Origin of the sequence: Streptococcus mitis, assembly GCF_946188615.1 — a bacterium.
In the GTDB taxonomy this organism is placed as follows: Bacteria; Bacillota; Bacilli; order Lactobacillales; family Streptococcaceae; genus Streptococcus; species Streptococcus mitis_BZ.
Genome location: NZ_CAMHVK010000003.1, coordinates 263,826 through 284,905 on the forward strand (window position 1 = coordinate 263,826; position 21,080 = coordinate 284,905).

The window sequence follows — 21,080 nt, forward strand, 5'->3', positions numbered from 1 at the left end:
CTAATTTGTTCACAAGGAGGAAGTATGCAAGAAAGTAACAAACGCTTAAAAACAAAGCGAACTATTGAAAATGCTATGGTACAATTACTGATGGAACAGCCATTTGATCAAATTTCTACTGTCAAGTTAGCAGAAAAAGCCGGAATTAGTCGTTCCAGCTTCTATACTCACTATAAGGATAAGTATGATATGATTGAGCACTATCAAAGCAAGCTATTTCATACATTTGAATATATTTTTCAAAAACATGCTCATCACAAAAGAGACGCTATTCTAGAAGTCTTTGAATATCTAGAGTCAGAACCACTTCTGGCTGCTCTTCTTTCTGAAAATGGGACCAAAGAAATCCAAAATTTCTTAAGAAATAAACTTCATATCATGCTCAGCACAGATTTACAAAAACGCTTTATGCAACTGAATCTCAATACCACTGAATTAGAATACAGTAGCATCTATCTAACTCACGCACTTTTTGGTGTTTGCCAAACTTGGATTGCACATGGAAAAAAAGAAAGTCCTCAAGAAATAACAGACTTCCTTATGAAGATGCTTGGTGATACGAATTGATGCAAAAAAGGGAACAACACTGTGTTCCCTTTTATCTATACTCCGCCAGTAGGACTCGAACCTACGACATCATGATTAACAGTCATGCGCTACTACCAACTGAGCTATGGCGGATAAAATAGTCCGTACGGGATTCGAACCCGTGTTACCGCCGTGAAAAGGCGGTGTCTTAACCCCTTGACCAACGGACCTTCTATCTGTAGCAGATATAACCATTATATCAATTTCTTGCTAATTGTCAATTACTTTTGAGATTTTTTCTCTAGAATATCTTTCAATTTTCTAATTTTTAATCTTGAAATAGGACAACGATGGTCTTCATAGAAAACAATTTCTAGGTTTTTTCGATCAATTTCTCTGATATTGCCTATATTTACCAAAAATGACTTATGAGGAGAATAAAATCGCTGAGTATGTTTGTCCTTTTCCTGAATATCTGTCATGGTACCATAAAATTCTTTTGCAAAATTCTTACCAATAATGCGCAATTTATGAGATACTCCCGTCGTTTCAATATACAAAATATCATGGTAAGGGATTTTTAAATCATTTCCCTTGTAATTGTAATCAAAATAATCTACCACATCTTCATTTTCAAGTAACATACTCTTCGTATAGAAGATATTTTGCTCAATTCTCTTCTTGAACATCTCATCATTGATATCCTTATCAACAAAATCTAGGGCTGATACCTGGTATTTATAGGTCAAAGTCGCAAACTCTGACCGACTAGTGATAAAGACGATAATAGCGTAAGGATTGTGATGACGAATAAACTGAGCAACTTCAAACCCTTTTTTCTCAATTCCATGAATATCAATATCTAGAAAATAAAGCTGGTTTACTTCATCATTTTCGATATATTCCTTAAACTCACGAACTTTTCCCGTTGTCTTGTATGATATTGGAATATTCGATTCTTTCGAAATTTCATCCAATATTCTCTCTAGTCTCACTTGATGTTCAATAACATCTTCTAAAATTAAAACTTTCATTCAAATTCCCTCTTAAATCTAATGATTTGTCTAAATGTACTGCCTTCCATCTCTGTTTCTAAAATAATATTGTTGTACTTATCCAGTAGTTCTTTCACATTATTTAATCCGACTCCACGATTTCTTCCCTTAGTAGAGAATCCTAAAGCAAATAGATCTCCTGAAGGAGTCATCGTCATTTTACATGAATTCTGAATCACAATCACTGTTTCAGTTTCCATCTTAATAACTGCTACTTCCATCTGCTTTTTATAACTATCAGCCGATCCTTCGACAGCATTGTTCAATAAAACACTCATAATACGAACTAAATCCAGCAGGTCTATTGGAAGCTTGGTAATCGTATCTTTTACTTCCAGTGTAAACTCTACACCATTATTTCGAGCATAGACAATGGACTGGGCAACCAAACTTCGTAAAGCTGAATCTTCTATATTGTTCAAATCAAAGTAAGTGTACTTATCTGAACGCAGTTTATGATTTGCTTTGACTAAAACTTTATTGTAAACTCTGTCAATTTCCTGTAAATCACCACTGTCAATTGCCATCTGCATGCTGACAAGCATCCCAGCATAATCATGTCGAAAACCACGAATTTCATTATACAGACCAACAATTTCATCTGTATAGTTTTGTAAATGTTTCTGTTCAAATTTCTTCTGCTTCAACGCAATTTCTTTCTCCATTTGTTCTTTATGAGAATTCATTGCAAAGAAGGTCAGAAGGAGAGATATAAAGACAATAGATGATAGAATACTTCCAAAACTATTCAAATGTTTAATCGTACTTACCATATCTGAAACGAAAGATACAATATGTAGCAATAGTAAAGCAAAAAATACTTTTTTCAAGAAAGGATAGAGGTAGTCTTTGTCAAAATAGGTTAGTTCCAAGTGGAAATAATGAATGATTTTTAAGATAATAAAATAGGTCAATACCGTTACAACGAAAAAGAATGGGTCATAATATTGTAAAACAAAATTGTCTCCTGTTAGAGAGGAGAAAGTTACGGACAGAAAGGTATGAGTGCTCTCATATAAAAGAGATAGTAGTAAACTTAGGAATAGTCCTCTATCCCTCTCATACTGTTTAATCCATCGAAAATAGGAATATAAACCCAAAGGAAATAAAAATGTTGCAATTCCTAACCCATCTAAATTTAGAAGATAAAAGGAAAGGCTAAGTACTATTTCTACTAGTAATGTATAAGCACCAAAAACGTATAGTTCCTTTTCTTTTATTTGACCTTTGCAAATTAAACTGTAACTGTGACTAATAATAAAAAAATATAATATAAAATCTACTACTAAGAAAAAATTCATTCTGACACTCCCTTATCTTCTTTTAAGAAAATTAATAAACATTTTATCTATTCTCCTCATCTCCCCACCTCGAATCTCCTGCAATTCTTTTTCCTTCAAGGCTACAAACTTTTCCAATTTAACTGTGTTTTTCATAATAAAATCTCCTAAAATGTTTTTTTTCCTGTAAGCTAACTTACAAAAACCATTATACAAAATGGAATTTAATTTTAGATAAAATTCTCTCAACTGTCATTTTTTTCTCCCCAAGTGTACTTTTTTAAAAAAAAAGCCGGGAAAATTCCCAGCTTTGCTACTATATTGATCCCAGCAGGATTCGAACCTGCGACCGTTCGCTTAGAAGGCGAATGCTCTATCCAGCTGAGCTATGAGACCTAATACAGCTATTCTACCAAAAATTCAATTGAAAGTCAATTTTCTATTTATGATAGGGCGAGCCCTGCTGTATTGTAAAAGCTCGATAGATTTGTTCAACAAGGACTAGTCTCATTAACTGATGGGGCAAGGTTAAACGACCAAAACTAACAGAGAGATTGGCTCTCTTTTTTACATCCTGTGCTAATCCCAGACTCCCTCCAATAATAAAAGTAAGAGTAGAAAATCCTTTTATAGAAGCTTCTTCTAAATGCTTACTAAATTCTTCTGAGGAGAAAGTTTTCCCTTCAATGGCTAACACAATAACAAAATCACGGTCACCAACTTTTGATAAAATTCTCTGACCTTCTATTTCTAAAATCTTTTGATTTTCTGATTCACTGGCCCTATCTGGTGTTTTTTCATCTGCTAGCTCTATCATTTCAAGCTTAGCAAATCGAGAAATTCGTTTTGAATACTCTGCTATGCCATCTTTTAAATATTTTTCTTTCAGTTTCCCAACTGTTACAACTTTAATTTTCATGATTCTATTCTAACATATTCTCTATTTTTTCACATCTTATTCACAAAATAAAAGGTTAATTTTAGCCGAGAAAACCACAGATTTTTGAAAGTTATCCACAATCTGTGAAAAACTTTTGTTTTTAAGTTATAATTAAGCTAGTCAGTTTATACTTTCAGTAATTTCAAACATATGGAGGCAAATATGAAACATCTAAAAACATTTTACAAAAAATGGTTTCAATTATTAGTCGTTATCGTCATTAGCTTTTTTAGTGGAGCCTTGGGTAGTTTTTCAATAACTCAACTCACTCAAAAAAGTGGTGTAAGTAACTCCAACAACAATAGCACTATCACACAGACTGCCTATAAAAACGAAAATTCAACAACACAGGCTGTTAACAAAGTAAAAGATGCTGTTGTTTCTGTTATCACTTATTCGGCCAACAGACAAAATAGCGTATTTGGCAATGATGATACTGACACAGATTCTCAACAAATCTCTAGTGAAGGATCTGGGGTTATTTATAAAAAGAATGACAAAGAAGCTTACATTGTTACTAACAATCACGTTATAAATGGCGCCAGCAAAGTAGATATTCGCTTGTCAGATGGGACTAAAGTACCTGGAGAAATCGTCGGAGCAGATACTTTCTCTGATATTGCTGTCGTCAAAATCTCTTCAGAAAAAGTGACTACAGTAGCTGAATTTGGTGATTCTAGTAAGTTAACCGTAGGAGAAACTGCTATTGCTATTGGTAGCCCATTGGGTTCTGAATATGCAAATACTGTTACTCAGGGTATTGTATCTAGTCTCAATCGAAATGTGTCCTTAAAATCTGAGGATGGACAAGCTATTTCTACAAAAGCCATCCAAACTGATACTGCTATTAACCCAGGTAACTCTGGTGGCCCACTAATCAATATTCAAGGACAGGTTATCGGAATTACCTCAAGTAAAATTGCTACAAATGGAGGAACATCTGTAGAAGGTCTTGGTTTTGCAATCCCTGCAAATGATGCTATCAATATTATTGAACAGTTAGAAAAGAACGGAAAAGTGACTCGTCCAGCTTTGGGAATTCAAATGGTCAATCTCTCAAATATTAATACAAGTGATCTTAGAAGACTGAATATTCCAAGCAATGTAACATCTGGTGTAGTTGTTCGTTCTGTGCAAAGTAATATGCCTGCCAATGGTCACCTTGAAAAATACGATGTTATTACAAAAGTAGATGACAAAGACATTGCTTCATCAACAGACTTACAAAGTGCTCTTTACAATCATTCTATCGGAGACACCATTAAGATAACTTACTATCGTAACGGTAAAGAAGAAGCTACATCTATTAAACTTGACAAGAGTTCAGGTGATTTAGAATCTTAATTGACATCTATGTAAAGAAAGCTTTACATAAAAGAAAAGATGTGTTAGTGTAGAATCATGGAAAAATTTGAAATGATTTCTATCACGGATATACAAAAAAATCCCTATCAACCTCGAAAAGAATTTGATGGAGAAAAACTACATGAACTAGCACAGTCTATCAAAGAAAATGGGGTCATTCAACCGATTATTGTTCGTCAATCTCCTGTTATTGGTTATGAAATCCTTGCAGGAGAGAGACGCTATCGGGCTTCACTTTTAGCTGGTCTAAGGTCTATCCCAGCTGTTGTTAAACAGCTTTCAGATCAAGAGATGATGGTCCAGTCCATCATTGAAAATTTGCAAAGAGAAAATTTAAATCCAATAGAAGAAGCACGCGCCTATGAATCTCTTGTAGAGAAAGGATTTACCCATGCTGAAATTGCAGATAAAATGGGCAAGTCTCGTCCATATATCAGCAACTCCATTCGCTTGCTGTCCCTGCCAGAACCGATTCTCTCTGAAGTAGAAAGTGGTAAACTATCACAAGCCCATGCGCGTTCTCTAGTTGGGTTGAATAAGGAACAACAAGACTATTTCTTTCAACGAATTATAGAGGAAGACATTTCTGTAAGGAAGTTAGAAGCTCTTCTGACAGAGAAAAAACAAAAGAAACTGCAAAAAAATGATTATTTCATACAAAATGAAGAAGAACAGTTAAAAAAAATACTCGGATTAGATGTAGAAATCAAACTGTCTAAAAAAGATAGTGGCAAAATCATTATTGCTTTCTCAAATCAAGAAGAATACAGTAGAATTATCAACAGCCTGAAATAAGGCTGTTCTTTTATTTTTTTATCTCACAAGGTTATCCACTATTTTTTTCAATAAAAAACTTCATAAATCAATAGTTTCTGATTTTATCCCCAACCTGTGGATAAAACTTGATAACATTGTGGATTATTTTTCACAACTTGTGGAAAAATCTTACTATCTATGGTAAAATAAGTCTAGTATTAAACTTTTAAACAAGTAGTAAAGGAGGAGGACGGATTGAAAGAAAAACAATTTTGGAATCGTATCTTAGAATTTGCTCAAGAAAGACTGACTCGATCCATGTATGATTTCTATGCTATTCAAGCTGAACTCATCAAGGTAGAGGAAAATGTTGCCACTATATTTTTACCACGATCTGAAATGGAAATGGTCTGGGAAAAACAACTAAAAGATATCATTGTAGTAGCTGGTTTTGAGATTTATGATGCTGAGATAACTCCCCACTATATTTTCATCAAACCTCAAGATACTACTGTCTCACAAGTTGAAGAAGCTCCAAATTCAACTCTTTATGACTATAGTCCAAAGTTAGCATCTATTCCTTATTCGGATACTGGATTAAAAGAAAAATATACCTTTGATAATTTTATTCAAGGGGATGGGAATGTTTGGGCAGTATCAGCCGCTTTGGCTGTTTCTGAAGATTTAGCCTTGACCTATAATCCTCTTTTTATCTATGGAGGACCTGGCCTTGGTAAGACTCACTTACTCAATGCAATTGGGAATGAGATTTTGAAAAATATTCCTGATGCGCGTGTTAAGTACATTCCTGCTGAAAGCTTTATAAACGACTTTCTTGAACATCTGAGACTGGGTGAAATGGATAAGTTCAAAAAAACCTACCGTAGCCTCGATCTCTTGTTAATTGATGATATTCAATCGCTGAGTGGAAAAAAAGTTGCAACTCAGGAAGAATTTTTCAATACTTTCAATGTTCTCCATAACAATCAAAAACAAATTGTTCTGACTAGTGATCGTAGCCCTAAACACTTAGAGGGCCTTGAAGAAAGACTTGTCACGCGCTTTAGCTGGGGCTTGACGCAAAACATCACACCACCTGACTTTGAGACACGTATTGCTATTTTACAAAGCAAAACAGAGAATTTAGACTACCATTTCCAAAGTGATACCCTAGAATACCTAGCTGGTCAATTTGATTCAAACGTCCGAGAACTTGAAGGAGCAATAAACGACATCACTTTAATTGCCAGAGTGAAGAAGATTAAGGATATCACTATCGATATCGCTGCAGAAGCTATTAGAGCTCGAAAACAAGATGTTAGCCAAATCCTCGTCATTCCAATTGATAAAATCCAAACTGAAGTAGGGAACTTCTATGGTGTTAGTGTCAAAGAAATGAAGGGAAGCAGACGCCTTCAAAATATTGTTTTGGCCCGTCAAGTAGCCATGTATTTATCTAGAGAATTAACAGATAATAGTCTTCCAAAAATTGGGAAGGAATTTGGTGGAAAAGATCACACAACAGTCATACATGCCCATGCCAAAATTAAATCTTTGATTGATGAAGACGATAATTTACGTTTAGAAATTGAATCCATCAAAAAGAAAATTAAATAACTTGTGGATAACTTTTACTTTATTATCTTTTTTATCCACATTTTTTAAACAAGCCAAAAAACTTGATATGACTTGTTTAAAGTCTGTTTTCCACAGATTTCACAGACCCTATTATTACTATTATCCTTCTAATACTAAAAATAAATAAAGGAGAATCCATGATTCATTTTTCAATTAATAAAAATTTATTTCTACAAGCCTTAAATACTACTAAGAGAGCTATTAGCTCTAAAAATGCCATTCCTATTTTATCAACCGTAAAAATTGACGTAACCAATGAAGGTGTTACTTTAATTGGTTCAAATGGTCAAATTTCAATTGAAAATTTTATTTCTCAAAAAAATGAAGATGCTGGTTTGTTAATTACTTCTTTAGGTTCGATCCTTCTTGAAGCTTCTTTCTTCATCAATGTGGTATCTAGTCTACCTGATGTGACTCTTGATTTTAAAGAAATTGAACAAAATCAAATTGTTTTAACCAGCGGTAAATCAGAAATTACCCTAAAAGGAAAAGATAGTGAACAATATCCACGAATCCAAGAAATTTCAGCAAGCACTCCTTTGGTTCTTGAAACAAAATTACTCAAGAAAATTATCAATGAAACAGCTTTTGCTGCAAGTACACAAGAAAGTCGTCCAATTTTAACAGGTGTTCATTTTGTATTGAGCCAACACAAAGAGTTAAAAACAGTTGCAACAGACTCTCATCGTCTAAGCCAGAAAAAATTGACTCTTGAAAAAAATAGTGATGATTTTGATGTCGTGATTCCTAGCCGTTCTCTACGCGAATTTTCAGCAGTATTTACAGACGATATTGAAACTGTAGAGATTTTCTTTGCCAACAATCAAATCCTCTTTAGAAGCGAAAATATTAGCTTCTATACTCGTTTGTTAGAAGGTAACTATCCTGATACAGATCGCTTGATTCCGACAGACTTTAACACTACTATTACTTTTGATGTGGTAAACTTACGTCAGTCAATGGAGCGTGCTCGCCTTTTATCAAGTGCGACTCAAAATGGTACTGTGAAGCTTGAAATTAAAGGTGGTATTGTTAGCGCCCATGTTCATTCTCCAGAAGTTGGTAAAGTAAACGAAGAAATCGATACTGATCAGGTGACTGGTGAAGATTTGACTATTAGTTTCAACCCAACTTACTTGATTGATTCTCTTAAGGCTTTAAATAGCGAAAAGGTGACCATTAGCTTTATCTCAGCTGTTCGTCCATTTACTCTTGTGCCAGCAGACACTGATGAAGACTTCATGCAGCTCATTACACCAGTTCGTACAAATTAAGTGAAAGAGGTTGAGCCTGGCTCGCCTCTTTTATGATATAATCGAAAAAGAAAAGGAGAGTAGTATGTATCAAGTTGGAAATTTTGTTGAAATGAAAAAACCACATGCTTGCACCATCAAGTCAACAGGTAAAAAGGCCAATCGTTGGGAAATTACACGTGTAGGAGCAGATATCAAAATTAAATGTAGCAATTGTGACCATGTTGTCATGATGGGGCGCTATGATTTTGATCGAAAAATGAATAAAATTATTGACTGAAACCCCTCAGTTAGAGGGTTAGCAAGTTTTCCCTTTTTGTGTTATAATATTAGGGATTGAAATAAAAACGGAGAATGAGAAAATATGGCTTTAACAGCAGGTATCGTTGGTTTGCCAAACGTTGGTAAATCAACACTATTTAATGCAATTACAAAAGCAGGAGCAGAGGCTGCAAACTATCCATTTGCGACGATTGATCCAAACGTTGGAATGGTTGAGGTTCCAGATGAACGCCTACAAAAATTGACTGAAATGATCACTCCTAAAAAGACAGTTCCAACAACATTTGAATTTACAGATATCGCAGGAATTGTAAAAGGAGCTTCAAAAGGAGAAGGGCTAGGGAATAAATTCTTGGCTAATATCCGTGAAGTAGACGCGATTGTTCACGTAGTTCGTGCTTTTGATGATGAAAATGTGATGCGCGAGCAAGGACGTGAAGACGCCTTTGTAGATCCACTTGCAGATATTGATACTATTAACCTGGAGTTGATTCTTGCTGACTTAGAATCAGTGAACAAACGATATGCGCGTGTAGAAAAGATGGCACGTACGCAAAAAGATAAAGAATCAGTAGCAGAATTCAATGTTCTTCAAAAGATTAAACCAGTCCTTGAAGATGGAAAATCAGCTCGCACCATCGAATTTACAGATGAAGAACAAAAAGTTGTCAAAGGTCTCTTCCTTTTGACAACTAAACCAGTTCTTTATGTTGCCAATGTAGATGAGGATGTGGTTTCAGAACCTGACTCTATCGGCTATGTTAAACAAATTCGTGAATTTGCAGCGACAGAAAATGCTGAAGTAGTCGTTATTTCTGCGCGTGCTGAGGAAGAAATTTCTGAGTTAGACGAAGAAGACAAGCAAGAGTTTCTTGAAGCACTTGGTTTGACAGAATCAGGCGTTGACAAGTTGACTCGTGCAGCTTACCACTTGCTTGGACTGGGAACTTACTTTACAGCTGGTGAAAAAGAAGTTCGTGCTTGGACCTTCAAACGTGGTATGAAGGCTCCTCAAGCAGCTGGTATTATCCACTCAGACTTTGAAAAAGGATTTATTCGTGCGGTAACCATGTCATATGAGGATCTAGTGAAATACGGATCTGAAAAAGCCGTAAAAGAAGCTGGGCGCTTACGTGAAGAAGGAAAAGAATATATCGTTCAAGATGGCGATATCATGGAATTCCGCTTTAATGTCTAAAAATTTAATAAATAGTGTCAATTAGGTTGGAAAAAAAAATTCCAACCCTTTTGGCTTTTGAAAGGAAAAATAAATGACCAAATTACTTGTAGGATTAGGAAATCCAGGGGATAAATATTTTGAAACAAAACACAATGTTGGATTTATGTTGATTGACCAACTAGCGAAGAAACAGAATGTCACTTTTACACATGATAAGATATTTCAAGCTGACCTAGCATCCTTTTTCCTAAATGGAGAAAAAATTTATCTTGTCAAACCAACGACATTTATGAATGAAAGTGGAAAAGCGGTTCATGCTTTATTGACTTACTATGGTTTGGATATTGAAGATTTACTCATCATTTACGATGATCTTGACATGGAAGTTGGAAAGATTCGTTTAAGAGCAAAAGGCTCCGCAGGTGGTCATAATGGTATTAAGTCTATTATTCAACATATTGGAACTCAGGTCTTTAACCGTGTTAAGATTGGAATCGGAAGACCTAAAAATGGTATGTCAGTTGTTCACCATGTTTTGAGTAAGTTTGACAAGGATGATTATATTGGTATTTTACAGTCTATTGACAAAGTTGACGATTCTGTAAACTACTATTTACAAGAGAAAAACTTTGAAAAAACGATGCAGAGGTATAACGGATAAATGGTGACCTTATTAGATTTATTCTCAGAAAATGATCAGATCCAAAAATGGCATCAAAATTTAACAGATAAGAAAAGACAACTGATACTTGGTTTATCAACGTCTACTAAGGCTCTTGCAATTGCAAGCAGTTTAGAAAAAGAAGATAAGATTGTATTGTTGACGTCAACTTATGGAGAAGCAGAAGGACTTGTTAGTGATCTTCTATCTATCTTGGGTGAGGAACTTGTCTATCCATTTTTGGTAGATGATACTCCTATGGTGGAGTTTTTGATGTCTTCACAAGAAAAAATCATTTCACGGGTTGAAGCCTTGCGTTTTTTGACTGATTCATCTAAGAGAGGGATTTTAGTTTGTAATATCGCAGCAAGTCGATTGATTTTACCGTCTCCTAATGTATTCAAAGATAGTATTGTAAAAATCTCAGTTGGTGAAGAATATGACCAACACGCGTTTATCCATCAGTTAAAGGAAATTGGTTATCGAAAGGTTACACAAGTACAAACTCAAGGAGAATTTAGTCTTCGAGGAGATATTTTAGATATTTTTGAAATATCCCAGTTAGAACCTAGCCGAATTGAGTTTTTTGGTGATGAAGTCGATGGAATTCGTACTTTTGAAGTCGAAACACAATTATCGAAAGAAAATCAGTCAGAACTCCTCATTTTTCCAGCTAGTGATATTCTTTTGAGAGAAAAGGATTATCAACGAGGTCAGTCAGCTTTAGAAAAACAAATTTCAAAAACGTTATCACCTATTTTAAAATCATACTTAGAAGAAATTCTTTCAAGTTTTCACCAAAAACAAATTCATTCTGATTCAAGGAAATTTTTATCTTTGTGTTATGATAAGACATGGACTGTTTTTGACTATATTGAAAAAGATACTCCAATATTCTTTGATGATTATCAGAAATTGATGAATCAGTATGAAGTCTTTGAAAGGGAGTTAGCACAATACTTTACAGAAGAATTACAGAACAGTAAAGCATTTTCTGAGATGCAGTATTTTGCTGATACAGAGCAAACCTATAAAAAACAGAGTCCGGTTACCTTTTTCTCTAATCTGCAAAAGGGGTTAGGAAATCTCAAGTTTGACCAAATTTATCAATTTAATCAATATCCTATGCAGGAGTTTTTCAATCAATTTTCTTTTCTAAAAGAAGAAATTGAACGATATAAAAAAATGGATTACACCATTATTCTGCAGTCTAGCAATTCAATGGGAAGTAAAACATTGGAGGATGTGTTAGAGGAATATCAGATTAAATTGGATTCTAGAGATAAGTCAAGAATCTGTCAAGAATCTGTAAACTTAATCGAGGGCAATCTCAGACATGGTTTTCATTTTGTAGATGAAAAAATTTTGGTGATTACTGAACATGAGATTTTTCAAAAGAAATTGAAACGTCGTTTTCGAAGACAACATGTTTCAAACGCAGAGAGATTAAAAGATTACAATGAACTTGAAAAAGGAGATTACGTTGTTCACCATATTCATGGGATTGGTCAATATCTAGGGATTGAAACCATTGAAATCAAGGGGATTCACCGCGATTATGTCAGTGTCCAGTATCAAAATGGGGATCAAATCTCCATCCCAGTGGAACAGATTCATCTACTATCTAAATATGTTTCAAGTGATGGTAAAGCGCCAAAACTCAATAAATTAAATGACGGTCATTTTAAAAAGGCCAAGCAAAAGGTTAAGAATCAGGTAGAGGATATAGCTGACGATTTAATCAAACTCTATTCTGAACGCAGCCAGTTGAAGGGGTTTGCTTTCTCAGCTGATGATGAAGATCAACATGCTTTTGATGATGCCTTCCCTTATGTTGAAACGGATGATCAACTTCGTAGTATTGAGGAAATCAAGAGAGATATGCAGACTTCTCAGCCAATGGATCGACTTTTAGTTGGGGATGTTGGTTTTGGAAAGACAGAAGTTGCTATGCGTGCAGCCTTTAAGGCAGTCAATGATCACAAACAGGTTGTTGTCTTAGTTCCGACGACGGTTTTAGCGCAACAGCACTATACGAATTTTAAGGAACGATTCCAAAATTTTGCAGTTAATATTGATGTGTTGAGTCGCTTTAGAAGTAAAAAAGAGCAGACTAAAACACTTGAAAAATTGAAAAAGGGTCAAGTCGATATTTTGATTGGAACACATCGTGTCTTGTCAAAAGATGTTGTATTTGCAGATTTGGGCTTGATGATTATTGATGAGGAACAGCGATTTGGTGTCAAGCATAAGGAAACCTTGAAAGAACTAAAAAAACAAGTAGATGTCCTGACCTTGACAGCAACGCCAATCCCTCGTACCCTTCATATGTCTATGCTGGGAATCAGAGATTTGTCTGTTATTGAAACTCCGCCGACTAATCGCTATCCTGTTCAGACCTATGTTTTGGAAAAGAATGATAGTGTCATTCGTGATGCGGTCTTGCGTGAAATGGAGCGTGGAGGTCAAGTTTATTATCTTTACAACAAAGTTGACACGATTGACCAAAAGGTTTCAGAATTACAGGATTTAATTCCAGAGGCTTCGATTGGTTATGTTCATGGGCAAATGAGTGAGATTCAGTTAGAAAATACTCTACTGGATTTCATTGAAGGTCAGTATGATATTTTGGTGACGACTACCATTATTGAGACAGGAGTGGACATTCCAAATGCCAATACCTTGTTTATTGAAAATGCAGACCATATGGGCTTGTCAACCTTGTATCAGTTAAGAGGAAGAGTTGGTCGTAGTAATCGTATTGCTTATGCTTATCTTATGTATCATCCAGAAAAATCAATTAGTGAAGTCTCTGAGAAGAGATTAGAAGCGATTAAGGGATTTACAGAATTAGGCTCAGGATTTAAGATTGCGATGCGAGATCTTTCTATTCGTGGAGCAGGAAATCTCCTAGGAAAATCGCAGTCTGGTTTCATTGATTCTGTTGGTTTTGAATTGTATTCGCAGTTATTAGAGGAAGCTATTGCTAAACGTAACGGCAATGGGAATAAAAGAACCAAAGGGAATGCTGAGTTGATTTTACAAATTGATGCTTATCTTCCTGACACTTATATTTCTGACCAACGACATAAGATTGAAATTTACAAGAAAATTCGTCAAATTGACAACTGTGTCAACTATGAAGAGTTACAAGAAGAATTGATGGATCGTTTTGGAGAATACCCAGACGTAGTGGCCTATCTTTTAGAGATTGGTTTGGTCAAATCATACTTGGATAAGGTCTTTGTAGAACGTGTGGAAAGAAAAGAAAATAAGATTACAGTTCAATTTGAAAAAGTCACTCAACGACTATTCTTGGCTCAAGATTATTTTAAAGCCTTATCCGCAACGAACTTAAAAGCAGCTATCACTGAGAATAAGGGATTAATGGAGGTTGTATTTGATGTTCGAAACAAGAAAGACTATGAAATTTTAGAAGGTCTGCTGATTTTTGGAGAAAGTTTATTGGAGATAAAAGTGTTGAAATAAGGCAATTCCCTTTAACATTTTTCTTCTATAAAGTAGATAAAAATGATACAATAATAATTTGAGGTAAGAAAAATGAGATTAGACAAATATTTAAAAGTATCAAGAATTATCAAGCGTCGTACAGTCGCAAAAGAAGTAGCAGATAAAGGCAGAATTAAGGTAAATGGAATTTTGGCCAAAAGTTCAACGGACTTGAAAGTTGATGATCAAGTTGAAATTCGCTTTGGCAATAAGTTGCTACTTGTAAAAGTACTGGAGATGAAAGATAGTACAAAAAAAGAAGATGCAGCAGGCATGTATGAAATTATCAGTGAAACACGGGTAGAAGAAAATGTCTAAAAATATCGTACAATTGAATAATTCTTTTATTCAAAATGAACATCAACGTCGTCGCTATCTGATGAAGGAACGACAAAAACGTAATCGTTTCATGGGCTGGGTTCTTATTTTGATGATTTTATTGTTCATTTTACCAACTTATAATCTTGCTCAAAGCTATCACCAATTACTCCAAAGACGTCAACAGTTATCAGACTTGCAAACTCAGTATCAAACCTTGAGTGAGGAAAAGGAGAAAGAGACAGCTTTTGCTACAAAGTTGAAAGATGAAGATTACGCTGCTAAATACATGCGTGCAAAATATTATTATTCTAAGAATCGGGAAGCTGTTTATACGATTCCTGACTTGCTCCCAAGGTGATAAAATGGAAAATTTATTAGACGTAATTGAGCAATTTTTGAGTCTATCGGATGAAAAACTAGAAGAGTTGTCTGATAAAAATCAACTATTGCGTTTACAAGAAGAAAAGGAAAGGAAGAATGCGTAAATTCTTAATTATTTTGTTGCTACCTAGTTTTTTGACTATTTCAAAAGTCGTTAGCACAGAAAAAGAAGTCGTCTATACTTCGAAAGAAATTTATTACCTTTCACAATCTGACTTTGGTATTTATTTTAGAGAAAAATTAAGTTCTCCCATGGTTTATGGAGAGATTCCTGTTTATGCTAATGAAGATTTAGTAGTGGAATCTGGAAAATTGACTCCAAAAACAAGTTTTCAAATAACCGAGTGGCGTTTAAATAAACAAGGAATTCCAGTATTTAAGCTATCAAATCATCAATTTATAGCTGCGGACAAACGATTTTTATATGATCAATCAGAGGTAACTCCAACAATAAAAAAAGTATGGTTAGAATCTGATTTTAAACTGTACAATAGTCCTTATGACTTAAAAGAAGTGAAGTCATCCTTATCAGCTTATTTGCAAGTATCAATCGATAAGACCATGTTTGTAGAAGGAAGAGAATTTCTACATATTGATCAGGCTGGATGGGTAGCTAAAGAATCAACTTCTGAAGAAGATAATCGGATGAGTAAAGTCCAAGAAATGTTATCGGAAAAATATCAGAAGGATTCATTTTCTATTTATGTTAAGCAACTGACCACTGGAAAAGAAGCTGGTATCAATCAAGATGAAAAGATGTATGCAGCTAGTGTTTTGAAACTTCCTTATCTTTATTATACGCAAGAAAAAATAAATGAGGGTCTTTATCAGTTAGACACGACTATAAAATACGTATCTGCAGTCAATGATTTTCCAGGTTCTTATAAACCAGAGGGAAGTGGTAGCCTTCCTAAAAAAGAGGATAATAAAGAGTATTCTCTAAAAGATTTAATTACGAAAATATCAAAAGAATCTGATAATGTAGCTCATAATCTATTGGGGTATTACATTTCAAACCAATCTGATGCAACATTTAAGTCCAAGATGTCTGCTATTATGGGAGATGATTGGGATCCAAAAGAAAAATTGATTTCTTCTAAAATGGCTGGGAAGGTCATGGAAGCTATTTATAATCAAAATGGATTTGTGCTAGAGTCTTTGACTAAAACAGATTTTGATAATGAGCGAATTGCCAAAGGTGTTTCTGTGAAGGTAGCTCATAAAATTGGGGATGCGGACGAATTTGAGCATGATACGGGTGTTGTCTATGCAGATTCTCCATTTGTGCTTTCTATTTTTACGAAGAATTCTGATTATGATACGATTTCTAAGATAGCCAAGGATGTTTATGAGGTTCTAAAATGATGGAACAAGATTTTTTAAATCATTGTCTCAAGAGAGGATATTTTAAAAAACATGCTAAGGTGGTGCTTGCTCTTTCTGGTGGATTAGATTCTATGTTTCTATTTAAGGTGTTATCTACGTATAAAAAAGAGTTAGAAATTGAATTAATCCTAGCTCATGTTAATCATAAGCAGAGAATAGAGTCTGATTGGGAAGAAAAGGAATTAAGGAAGTTGGCTGCTGAAGCAGAGCTTCCTATTTATATCAGAAATTTTTTAGGAGAATTTTCAGAAGCACGGGCTCGAGATTTTCGTTATGATTTTTTTAAAGAGGTCATGAAAAAGACAGGTGCTACAGCCTTAGTCACTGCCCACCATGCTGATGACCAGGTGGAAACGATTTTGATGCGCTTGATTCGAGGTACTCGCTTGCGCTATCTATCAGGAATTAAGGAGAAGCAAGTAGTCGGAGAGATAGAAATGATTCGGCCCTTCTTGAATTTTCAAAAAAAAGACTTCCCATCAATTTTTCATTTTGAAGATATATCAAATAAAGAAAATTATTATTTTCGAAATCGTATTCGAAACTTTTATTTACCAGAATTAGAAAAAGAAAATCCTCGATTTAGAGATGCAATCTTAAGCCTCGGAAATGAAATTTTAGATTATGACTTAGCTATAGCTGAATTATCTAAGAATATTGATCTAGAAAATTTAGAGCAGCTATTGTCTTACTCTGAGTCGACACAAAGAGTTTTACTTCAAACTTATCTGAATCGTTTTCCAGATTTGAATCTTACAAAAGCTCAGTTTGAAGAAGTTCGGCAAATTTTAAAAACTAAAAGCCAGTATCGTCATCCGCTTAAAAATGGTTATGAATTAGTAAAAGAGTATCAACAGTTTCGGATTTGTAAAATCAGTCCTCAGTCTGATGAAAAGGAAGATGAACTTGTGTTACACTATCAAAATCAGGTATCTTACCAAGGTTATTTATTTTCCTTTGGACTTCCTTTAGAAGGTGAATTAATTCAGCAGGTACCTGTTTCACGGGAAACATCCATACACATTCGTCATCGAAAAACAGGAGATGTTTTGATTCAAAATGGGCATAGAAAAAAACTCAGACGTCTATTTATTGATTTGAAAATCCCTATGGAAAAGCGAAAATCAGCTCTGATTATTGAGCAATTTGGTAAAATTGTCTCAATTTTGGGAATTGCGACCAGTAATTTGAGTAAAAACACGAAAAATGATATAATGAACACTGTACTTTATATAGAAAAAATAGATAGGTAAAAAAATGTTAGAAAACGATATTAAAAAAATTCTCGTTTCACACGATGAAATTACAGAAGCTGCTAAAAAATTAGGTGCCCAACTAACTAAAGACTATGCAGGAAAAAATCCGATTTTAATTGGGATTTTAAAAGGATCTATTCCTTTTATGGCTGAATTGGTAAAACATATTGATACACATATTGAAATGGACTTCATGATGGTTTCTAGCTATCATGGTGGAACAGCAAGTAGTGGTGTTATCAATATCAAGCAAGATGTGACTCAAGATATCAAAGGACGACATGTTCTGTTTGTAGAAGATATCATTGATACAGGTCAAACTTTGAAGAGTTTAAGAGATATGTTTAAAGCAAGAGAGGCTGCTTCTGTTAAAATTGCAACCTTGTTGGATAAACCAGAGGGACGTGTTGTAGAAATTGAGGCAGACTATACCTGCTTTACTATCCCAAATGAGTTTGTAGTAGGTTATGGTTTAGACTACAAAGAAAACTATCGTAACCTTCCTTATGTTGGAGTATTGAAAGAAGAAGTATATTCAAATTAGAAAGAACAATTTTTAATGAAAAAACAAAATAATGGTTTAATTAAAAATCCTTTTCTATGGTTATTACTTATTTTTTTCCTAGTTACAAGTTACCAGTATTTTAGTACAGGTAGTGTTGCAGGGAAAAGTGAGCAAATTAATTATACAGAATTGGTAAAAGAAATTACCGATGACAATGTAAAAGAATTGACTTACCAACCAAATGGCAGTGTTATCGAAGTTTCAGGTGTTTATAAAAATCCTAAAACAAGTAAAGAAGAAACAGGTATCCAGTTCTTTTCTCCTTCTGCTACAACAGTAGAGAAATTTTCAAGTATTATTCTTCCTTCAGATACTACAGTATCAGAATTGCAAAAACTTGCTTCTGACCATAAGGCGGAAGTAACTGTTAAGCATGAAAGTTCAAGTGGTATGTGGATTAATATTCTTGTATCCATTGTGCCATTCGGTATTCTATTCTTCTTCCTATTCTCTATGATGGGAAATATGGGAGGAAATAATAGCCGTAACCCAATGAGTTTTGGACGTAGTAAGGCTAAAGCCGCAAATAAAGAAGATATTAAAGTAAGATTTTCAGATGTTGCTGGAGCTGAGGAAGAAAAACAAGAACTAGTTGAAGTTGTTGAATTCTTAAAAGATCCAAAACGATTTACAAAACTTGGGGCCCGTATTCCAGCAGGTGTTCTTTTAGAGGGACCTCCGGGGACAGGTAAGACCTTGCTTGCTAAAGCAGTTGCTGGAGAAGCAGGTGTTCCATTCTTTAGTATCTCAGGATCGGACTTTGTAGAAATGTTTGTCGGAGTTGGTGCAAGTCGTGTTCGTTCTCTTTTTGAGGATGCAAAAAAAGCAGCGCCAGCCATTATCTTTATCGATGAAATTGATGCTGTTGGACGTCAACGTGGAGTTGGTCTTGGTGGAGGTAATGACGAACGCGAACAAACCTTGAACCAACTCTTGATTGAGATGGATGGTTTTGAGGGAAATGAAGGGATTATTGTCATTGCTGCTACAAACCGTTCAGATGTACTTGACCCTGCCCTTCTTCGTCCAGGACGTTTTGATAGAAAAGTCTTGGTTGGTCGCCCTGATGTTAAAGGTCGTGAAGCAATCTTAAAAGTTCATGCTAAGAACAAGCCTTTAGCAGAAAATGTAGATTTGAAATTAGTTGCTCAACAAACTCCAGGTTTTGTTGGTGCTGATTTAGAGAATGTATTGAATGAAGCGGCTTTAGTTGCTGCTCGTCGCAATAAATCGATAATTGATGCCTCAGATATTGATGAAGCAGAAGATAGAGTTATTGCTGGACCTTCTAAGAAAGATAAGACAGTTTCACAAAAAGAACGAGAATTGGTTGCCTACCATGAGGCAGGACATACCATTGTTGGTCTAGTCTTGTCGAATGCCCGTGTTGTTCATAAAGTTACTATCGTACCACGTGGACGTGCAGGCGGTTATATGATTGCACTTCCTAAAGAAGACCAAATGCTTCTTTCTAAAGAAGATATGAAAGAGCAATTGGCTGGCTTGATGGGTGGACGTGTTGCTGAGGAAATTATCTTTAATGTCCAAACGACAGGAGCTTCAAACGACTTTGAACAAGCTACACAGATGGCGCGTGCAATGGTTACAGAGTACGGTATGAGTGAAAAACTTGGCCCAGTACAATATGAAGGAAACCATGCTATGTTTGGTGCACAAAGCCCTCAAAAATCAATTTCAGAACAAACAGCTTATGAAATTGACGAAGAGGTTCGTTCATTATTAAATGAAGCACGAAATAAAGCTGCTGAAATCATCCAATCAAATCGTGAAACTCACAAGTTGATTGCAGAAGCATTATTGAAATACGAAACATTGGATAGTACACAAATTAAAGCTCTTTACGAAACAGGAAAGATGCCTGAAGCAGTAGAAGAGGAATCTCATGCACTGTCCTATGATGAAGTGAAGTCAAAAATGAATGACGAAAAATAACTCTGAGAGAGGCAAGCCCTCTCTTTTTTTGTGCAGTTGAGACGGTGTAGAGAGCAGAATGGAGGAAATGGGACAAAAGTGTTTCTGAATCTGTTAGACTGTATCTAGAAAGGGGAACGTTATGTTTAAAGAATTGTATAAAGAAGTCCAGGGAATTGTATATAAGTGTAGAAATGAATATTACCTTCATTTATGGGAGCTATCTGATTGGGAGCAAGAGGGTATGATTTGCTTACATGAATTGATTAGTAGAGAAGAAGGACTGGTAGAAGATATTCCTCGTTTAAGGAAATATTTTAAGACTAAGTTCCGGAATCGAATTCTAGACTATATCCGTAAGCAAGAAAGTCAAAAACGAAGATATGATAAAGAACCCTATGAAGAAGTAGGTGAGCTTAGTCATCGTATAAGTGAGGGAGGTCTGTGTCTAGATGATTATTATCTATTTCATGAGACACTAAGAGATTATAGAAGCAAACAAAGTAAAGAAAAACAAGAAGAGTTAGAACGCGTCTTAAGAAATGAACGCTTCCGAGGTCGTCAAAGAGTATTAAGAGACTTACGTATTGTGTTTAAAGAGTTTGATATCCGTACTCAATAGGAAGTCATACAAAAAAACATAAAAAGTTTCAAAAAGTAGTTGACAAAGTTAGAAAAGTGGGTATAATAGTAAGAGTTGAAAATAACAGCTCAGGTCCGTTGGTCAAGGGGTTAAGACACCGCCTTTTCACGGCGGTAACACGGGTTCGAATCCCGTACGGACTATGGTA

21 protein-coding genes and 4 tRNA genes are annotated in these 21,080 nt (G+C 35.0%); 18 read left to right on the plus strand and 7 right to left on the minus strand.

Features of this window, described 5'->3' with window-relative positions:
• The first annotated feature begins 24 nt into the window (after positions 1–24).
• Entirely contained in the window at positions 25–567 is a 543-nt protein-coding gene (locus OCF95_RS04710; RefSeq protein ID WP_001158275.1) for a TetR/AcrR family transcriptional regulator, read from the plus strand.
• A gap of 40 nt (positions 568–607) precedes the next feature.
• Here OCF95_RS04710 and OCF95_RS04715 read toward each other — a convergent pair.
• The 7 genes from OCF95_RS04715 to rlmH all read right to left on the minus strand — a co-directional run bounded on the left by OCF95_RS04715 (position 608) and on the right by rlmH (position 3,782).
• Positions 608–681, minus strand: a tRNA-Asn gene (locus OCF95_RS04715).
• Between the two features lie 5 nt (positions 682–686).
• Positions 687–758, minus strand: a tRNA-Glu gene (locus tag OCF95_RS04720).
• Positions 759–809: 51 nt separating this feature from the next.
• Complete coding sequence (comE, locus tag OCF95_RS04725; protein ID WP_261104997.1) at positions 810–1,562, minus strand: competence system response regulator transcription factor ComE; 753 nt, start codon at positions 1,560–1,562, stop codon at positions 810–812.
• The gene (comD, locus tag OCF95_RS04730) at positions 1,559–2,884 is read right to left on the minus strand and encodes a sensor histidine kinase (RefSeq protein WP_247930370.1); all 1,326 of its coding nucleotides are present in this window, start codon (positions 2,882–2,884) and stop codon (positions 1,559–1,561) included. Before comD ends, comE begins: the two co-directional genes overlap by 4 nt.
• Before the next feature lie 12 nt (positions 2,885–2,896).
• On the minus strand, positions 2,897–3,019 hold the full coding sequence (gene comC, locus OCF95_RS04735; RefSeq protein ID WP_084862607.1) for a competence-stimulating peptide ComC: 123 nt from the start codon (positions 3,017–3,019) through the stop codon (positions 2,897–2,899).
• 166 nt (positions 3,020–3,185) lie between these two features.
• Positions 3,186–3,259: transfer RNA gene (locus tag OCF95_RS04740), tRNA-Arg, on the minus strand.
• 43 nt (positions 3,260–3,302) lie between these two features.
• Complete coding sequence (gene rlmH / locus OCF95_RS04745; RefSeq protein ID WP_049501875.1) at positions 3,303–3,782, minus strand: 23S rRNA (pseudouridine(1915)-N(3))-methyltransferase RlmH; 480 nt, start codon at positions 3,780–3,782, stop codon at positions 3,303–3,305.
• 183 nt (positions 3,783–3,965) lie between these two features.
• Here rlmH and htrA point away from each other — a divergent pair, with 183 nt between their 5' ends.
• From htrA to OCF95_RS04830, 17 genes are all read left to right on the plus strand, one after another.
• Entirely contained in the window at positions 3,966–5,147 is a 1,182-nt protein-coding gene (gene htrA / locus OCF95_RS04750) for a serine protease HtrA (protein WP_049501876.1), read from the plus strand.
• Positions 5,148–5,204: 57 nt separating this feature from the next.
• Entirely contained in the window at positions 5,205–5,963 is a 759-nt protein-coding gene (locus tag OCF95_RS04755) for a ParB/RepB/Spo0J family partition protein (protein ID WP_049501877.1), read from the plus strand.
• Between the two features lie 216 nt (positions 5,964–6,179).
• Positions 6,180–7,541 carry a chromosomal replication initiator protein DnaA gene (gene dnaA, locus OCF95_RS04760; protein WP_004255267.1) on the plus strand — a complete coding sequence of 454 codons (1,362 nt, stop codon included), beginning with the start codon at positions 6,180–6,182 and terminating at the stop codon, positions 7,539–7,541.
• Between the two features lie 158 nt (positions 7,542–7,699).
• Positions 7,700–8,836, plus strand: coding sequence for a DNA polymerase III subunit beta (gene dnaN / locus OCF95_RS04765; RefSeq protein WP_000581174.1), 1,137 nt, complete (start codon positions 7,700–7,702; stop codon positions 8,834–8,836).
• 64 nt (positions 8,837–8,900) lie between these two features.
• Positions 8,901–9,095 (plus strand): DUF951 domain-containing protein, encoded by a 195-nt coding sequence (locus OCF95_RS04770; RefSeq protein WP_000285186.1) that lies wholly within the window; start codon positions 8,901–8,903, stop codon positions 9,093–9,095.
• Positions 9,096–9,179: 84 nt separating this feature from the next.
• On the plus strand, positions 9,180–10,295 hold the full coding sequence (ychF, locus tag OCF95_RS04775) for a redox-regulated ATPase YchF (protein WP_124787419.1): 1,116 nt from the start codon (positions 9,180–9,182) through the stop codon (positions 10,293–10,295).
• Between the two features lie 73 nt (positions 10,296–10,368).
• Positions 10,369–10,938 carry an aminoacyl-tRNA hydrolase gene (gene pth, locus OCF95_RS04780; protein WP_124787418.1) on the plus strand — a complete coding sequence of 190 codons (570 nt, stop codon included), beginning with the start codon at positions 10,369–10,371 and terminating at the stop codon, positions 10,936–10,938.
• Positions 10,939–14,427 carry a transcription-repair coupling factor gene (mfd, locus tag OCF95_RS04785; protein ID WP_124787417.1) on the plus strand — a complete coding sequence of 1,163 codons (3,489 nt, stop codon included), beginning with the start codon at positions 10,939–10,941 and terminating at the stop codon, positions 14,425–14,427.
• A 72-nt stretch (positions 14,428–14,499) separates the two neighbouring features.
• Positions 14,500–14,766, plus strand: coding sequence for an RNA-binding S4 domain-containing protein (locus OCF95_RS04790; protein WP_001234973.1), 267 nt, complete (start codon positions 14,500–14,502; stop codon positions 14,764–14,766).
• Complete coding sequence (locus tag OCF95_RS04795) at positions 14,759–15,127, plus strand: septum formation initiator family protein (protein ID WP_000041905.1); 369 nt, start codon at positions 14,759–14,761, stop codon at positions 15,125–15,127. Before OCF95_RS04790 ends, OCF95_RS04795 begins: the two co-directional genes overlap by 8 nt.
• Before the next feature lie 4 nt (positions 15,128–15,131).
• The gene (locus tag OCF95_RS04800; protein WP_020902316.1) at positions 15,132–15,254 is read left to right on the plus strand and encodes an SP_0009 family protein; all 123 of its coding nucleotides are present in this window, start codon (positions 15,132–15,134) and stop codon (positions 15,252–15,254) included.
• Positions 15,247–16,515 carry a serine hydrolase gene (locus OCF95_RS04805; protein ID WP_124787416.1) on the plus strand — a complete coding sequence of 423 codons (1,269 nt, stop codon included), beginning with the start codon at positions 15,247–15,249 and terminating at the stop codon, positions 16,513–16,515. The genes OCF95_RS04800 and OCF95_RS04805 overlap by 8 nt, the downstream gene beginning before the upstream one ends.
• Positions 16,512–17,789 (plus strand): tRNA lysidine(34) synthetase TilS, encoded by a 1,278-nt coding sequence (gene tilS / locus OCF95_RS04810; protein WP_124787415.1) that lies wholly within the window; start codon positions 16,512–16,514, stop codon positions 17,787–17,789. Before OCF95_RS04805 ends, tilS begins: the two co-directional genes overlap by 4 nt.
• A 4-nt stretch (positions 17,790–17,793) precedes the next feature.
• On the plus strand, positions 17,794–18,336 hold the full coding sequence (gene hpt, locus OCF95_RS04815; protein ID WP_049535534.1) for a hypoxanthine phosphoribosyltransferase: 543 nt from the start codon (positions 17,794–17,796) through the stop codon (positions 18,334–18,336).
• 15 nt (positions 18,337–18,351) lie between these two features.
• A complete protein-coding gene (gene ftsH, locus OCF95_RS04820) occupies positions 18,352–20,310 on the plus strand; it encodes an ATP-dependent zinc metalloprotease FtsH (protein WP_124787414.1) in 1,959 nt (652 codons plus the stop codon).
• Positions 20,311–20,431: 121 nt separating this feature from the next.
• Positions 20,432–20,911, plus strand: coding sequence for a sigma-70 RNA polymerase sigma factor region 4 domain-containing protein (locus OCF95_RS04825; RefSeq protein ID WP_223336544.1), 480 nt, complete (start codon positions 20,432–20,434; stop codon positions 20,909–20,911).
• Between the two features lie 92 nt (positions 20,912–21,003).
• A tRNA-Glu gene (locus tag OCF95_RS04830) sits at positions 21,004–21,075 on the plus strand.
• Positions 21,076–21,080: the final 5 nt, after the last annotated feature.

Coding starts and splice junctions, on each gene's coding strand:
- OCF95_RS04710 (WP_001158275.1), top strand. CDS start 25: ATGCAAGAAAGTAACAAACGCTTAAAAACAAAGCGAACTATTGAAAAT.
- comE (WP_261104997.1), bottom strand. CDS start 1,562: ATGAAAGTTTTAATTTTAGAAGATGTTATTGAACATCAAGTGAGACTA.
- comD (WP_247930370.1), bottom strand. CDS start 2,884: ATGAATTTTTTCTTAGTAGTAGATTTTATATTATATTTTTTTATTATT.
- comC (WP_084862607.1), bottom strand. CDS start 3,019: ATGAAAAACACAGTTAAATTGGAAAAGTTTGTAGCCTTGAAGGAAAAA.
- rlmH (WP_049501875.1), bottom strand. CDS start 3,782: ATGAAAATTAAAGTTGTAACAGTTGGGAAACTGAAAGAAAAATATTTA.
- htrA (WP_049501876.1), top strand. CDS start 3,966: ATGAAACATCTAAAAACATTTTACAAAAAATGGTTTCAATTATTAGTC.
- OCF95_RS04755 (WP_049501877.1), top strand. CDS start 5,205: ATGGAAAAATTTGAAATGATTTCTATCACGGATATACAAAAAAATCCC.
- dnaN (WP_000581174.1), top strand. CDS start 7,700: ATGATTCATTTTTCAATTAATAAAAATTTATTTCTACAAGCCTTAAAT.
- OCF95_RS04770 (WP_000285186.1), top strand. CDS start 8,901: ATGTATCAAGTTGGAAATTTTGTTGAAATGAAAAAACCACATGCTTGC.
- ychF (WP_124787419.1), top strand. CDS start 9,180: ATGGCTTTAACAGCAGGTATCGTTGGTTTGCCAAACGTTGGTAAATCA.
- pth (WP_124787418.1), top strand. CDS start 10,369: ATGACCAAATTACTTGTAGGATTAGGAAATCCAGGGGATAAATATTTT.
- mfd (WP_124787417.1), top strand. CDS start 10,939: ATGGTGACCTTATTAGATTTATTCTCAGAAAATGATCAGATCCAAAAA.
- OCF95_RS04790 (WP_001234973.1), top strand. CDS start 14,500: ATGAGATTAGACAAATATTTAAAAGTATCAAGAATTATCAAGCGTCGT.
- OCF95_RS04795 (WP_000041905.1), top strand. CDS start 14,759: ATGTCTAAAAATATCGTACAATTGAATAATTCTTTTATTCAAAATGAA.
- OCF95_RS04800 (WP_020902316.1), top strand. CDS start 15,132: ATGGAAAATTTATTAGACGTAATTGAGCAATTTTTGAGTCTATCGGAT.
- OCF95_RS04805 (WP_124787416.1), top strand. CDS start 15,247: ATGCGTAAATTCTTAATTATTTTGTTGCTACCTAGTTTTTTGACTATT.
- tilS (WP_124787415.1), top strand. CDS start 16,512: ATGATGGAACAAGATTTTTTAAATCATTGTCTCAAGAGAGGATATTTT.
- hpt (WP_049535534.1), top strand. CDS start 17,794: ATGTTAGAAAACGATATTAAAAAAATTCTCGTTTCACACGATGAAATT.
- ftsH (WP_124787414.1), top strand. CDS start 18,352: ATGAAAAAACAAAATAATGGTTTAATTAAAAATCCTTTTCTATGGTTA.
- OCF95_RS04825 (WP_223336544.1), top strand. CDS start 20,432: ATGTTTAAAGAATTGTATAAAGAAGTCCAGGGAATTGTATATAAGTGT.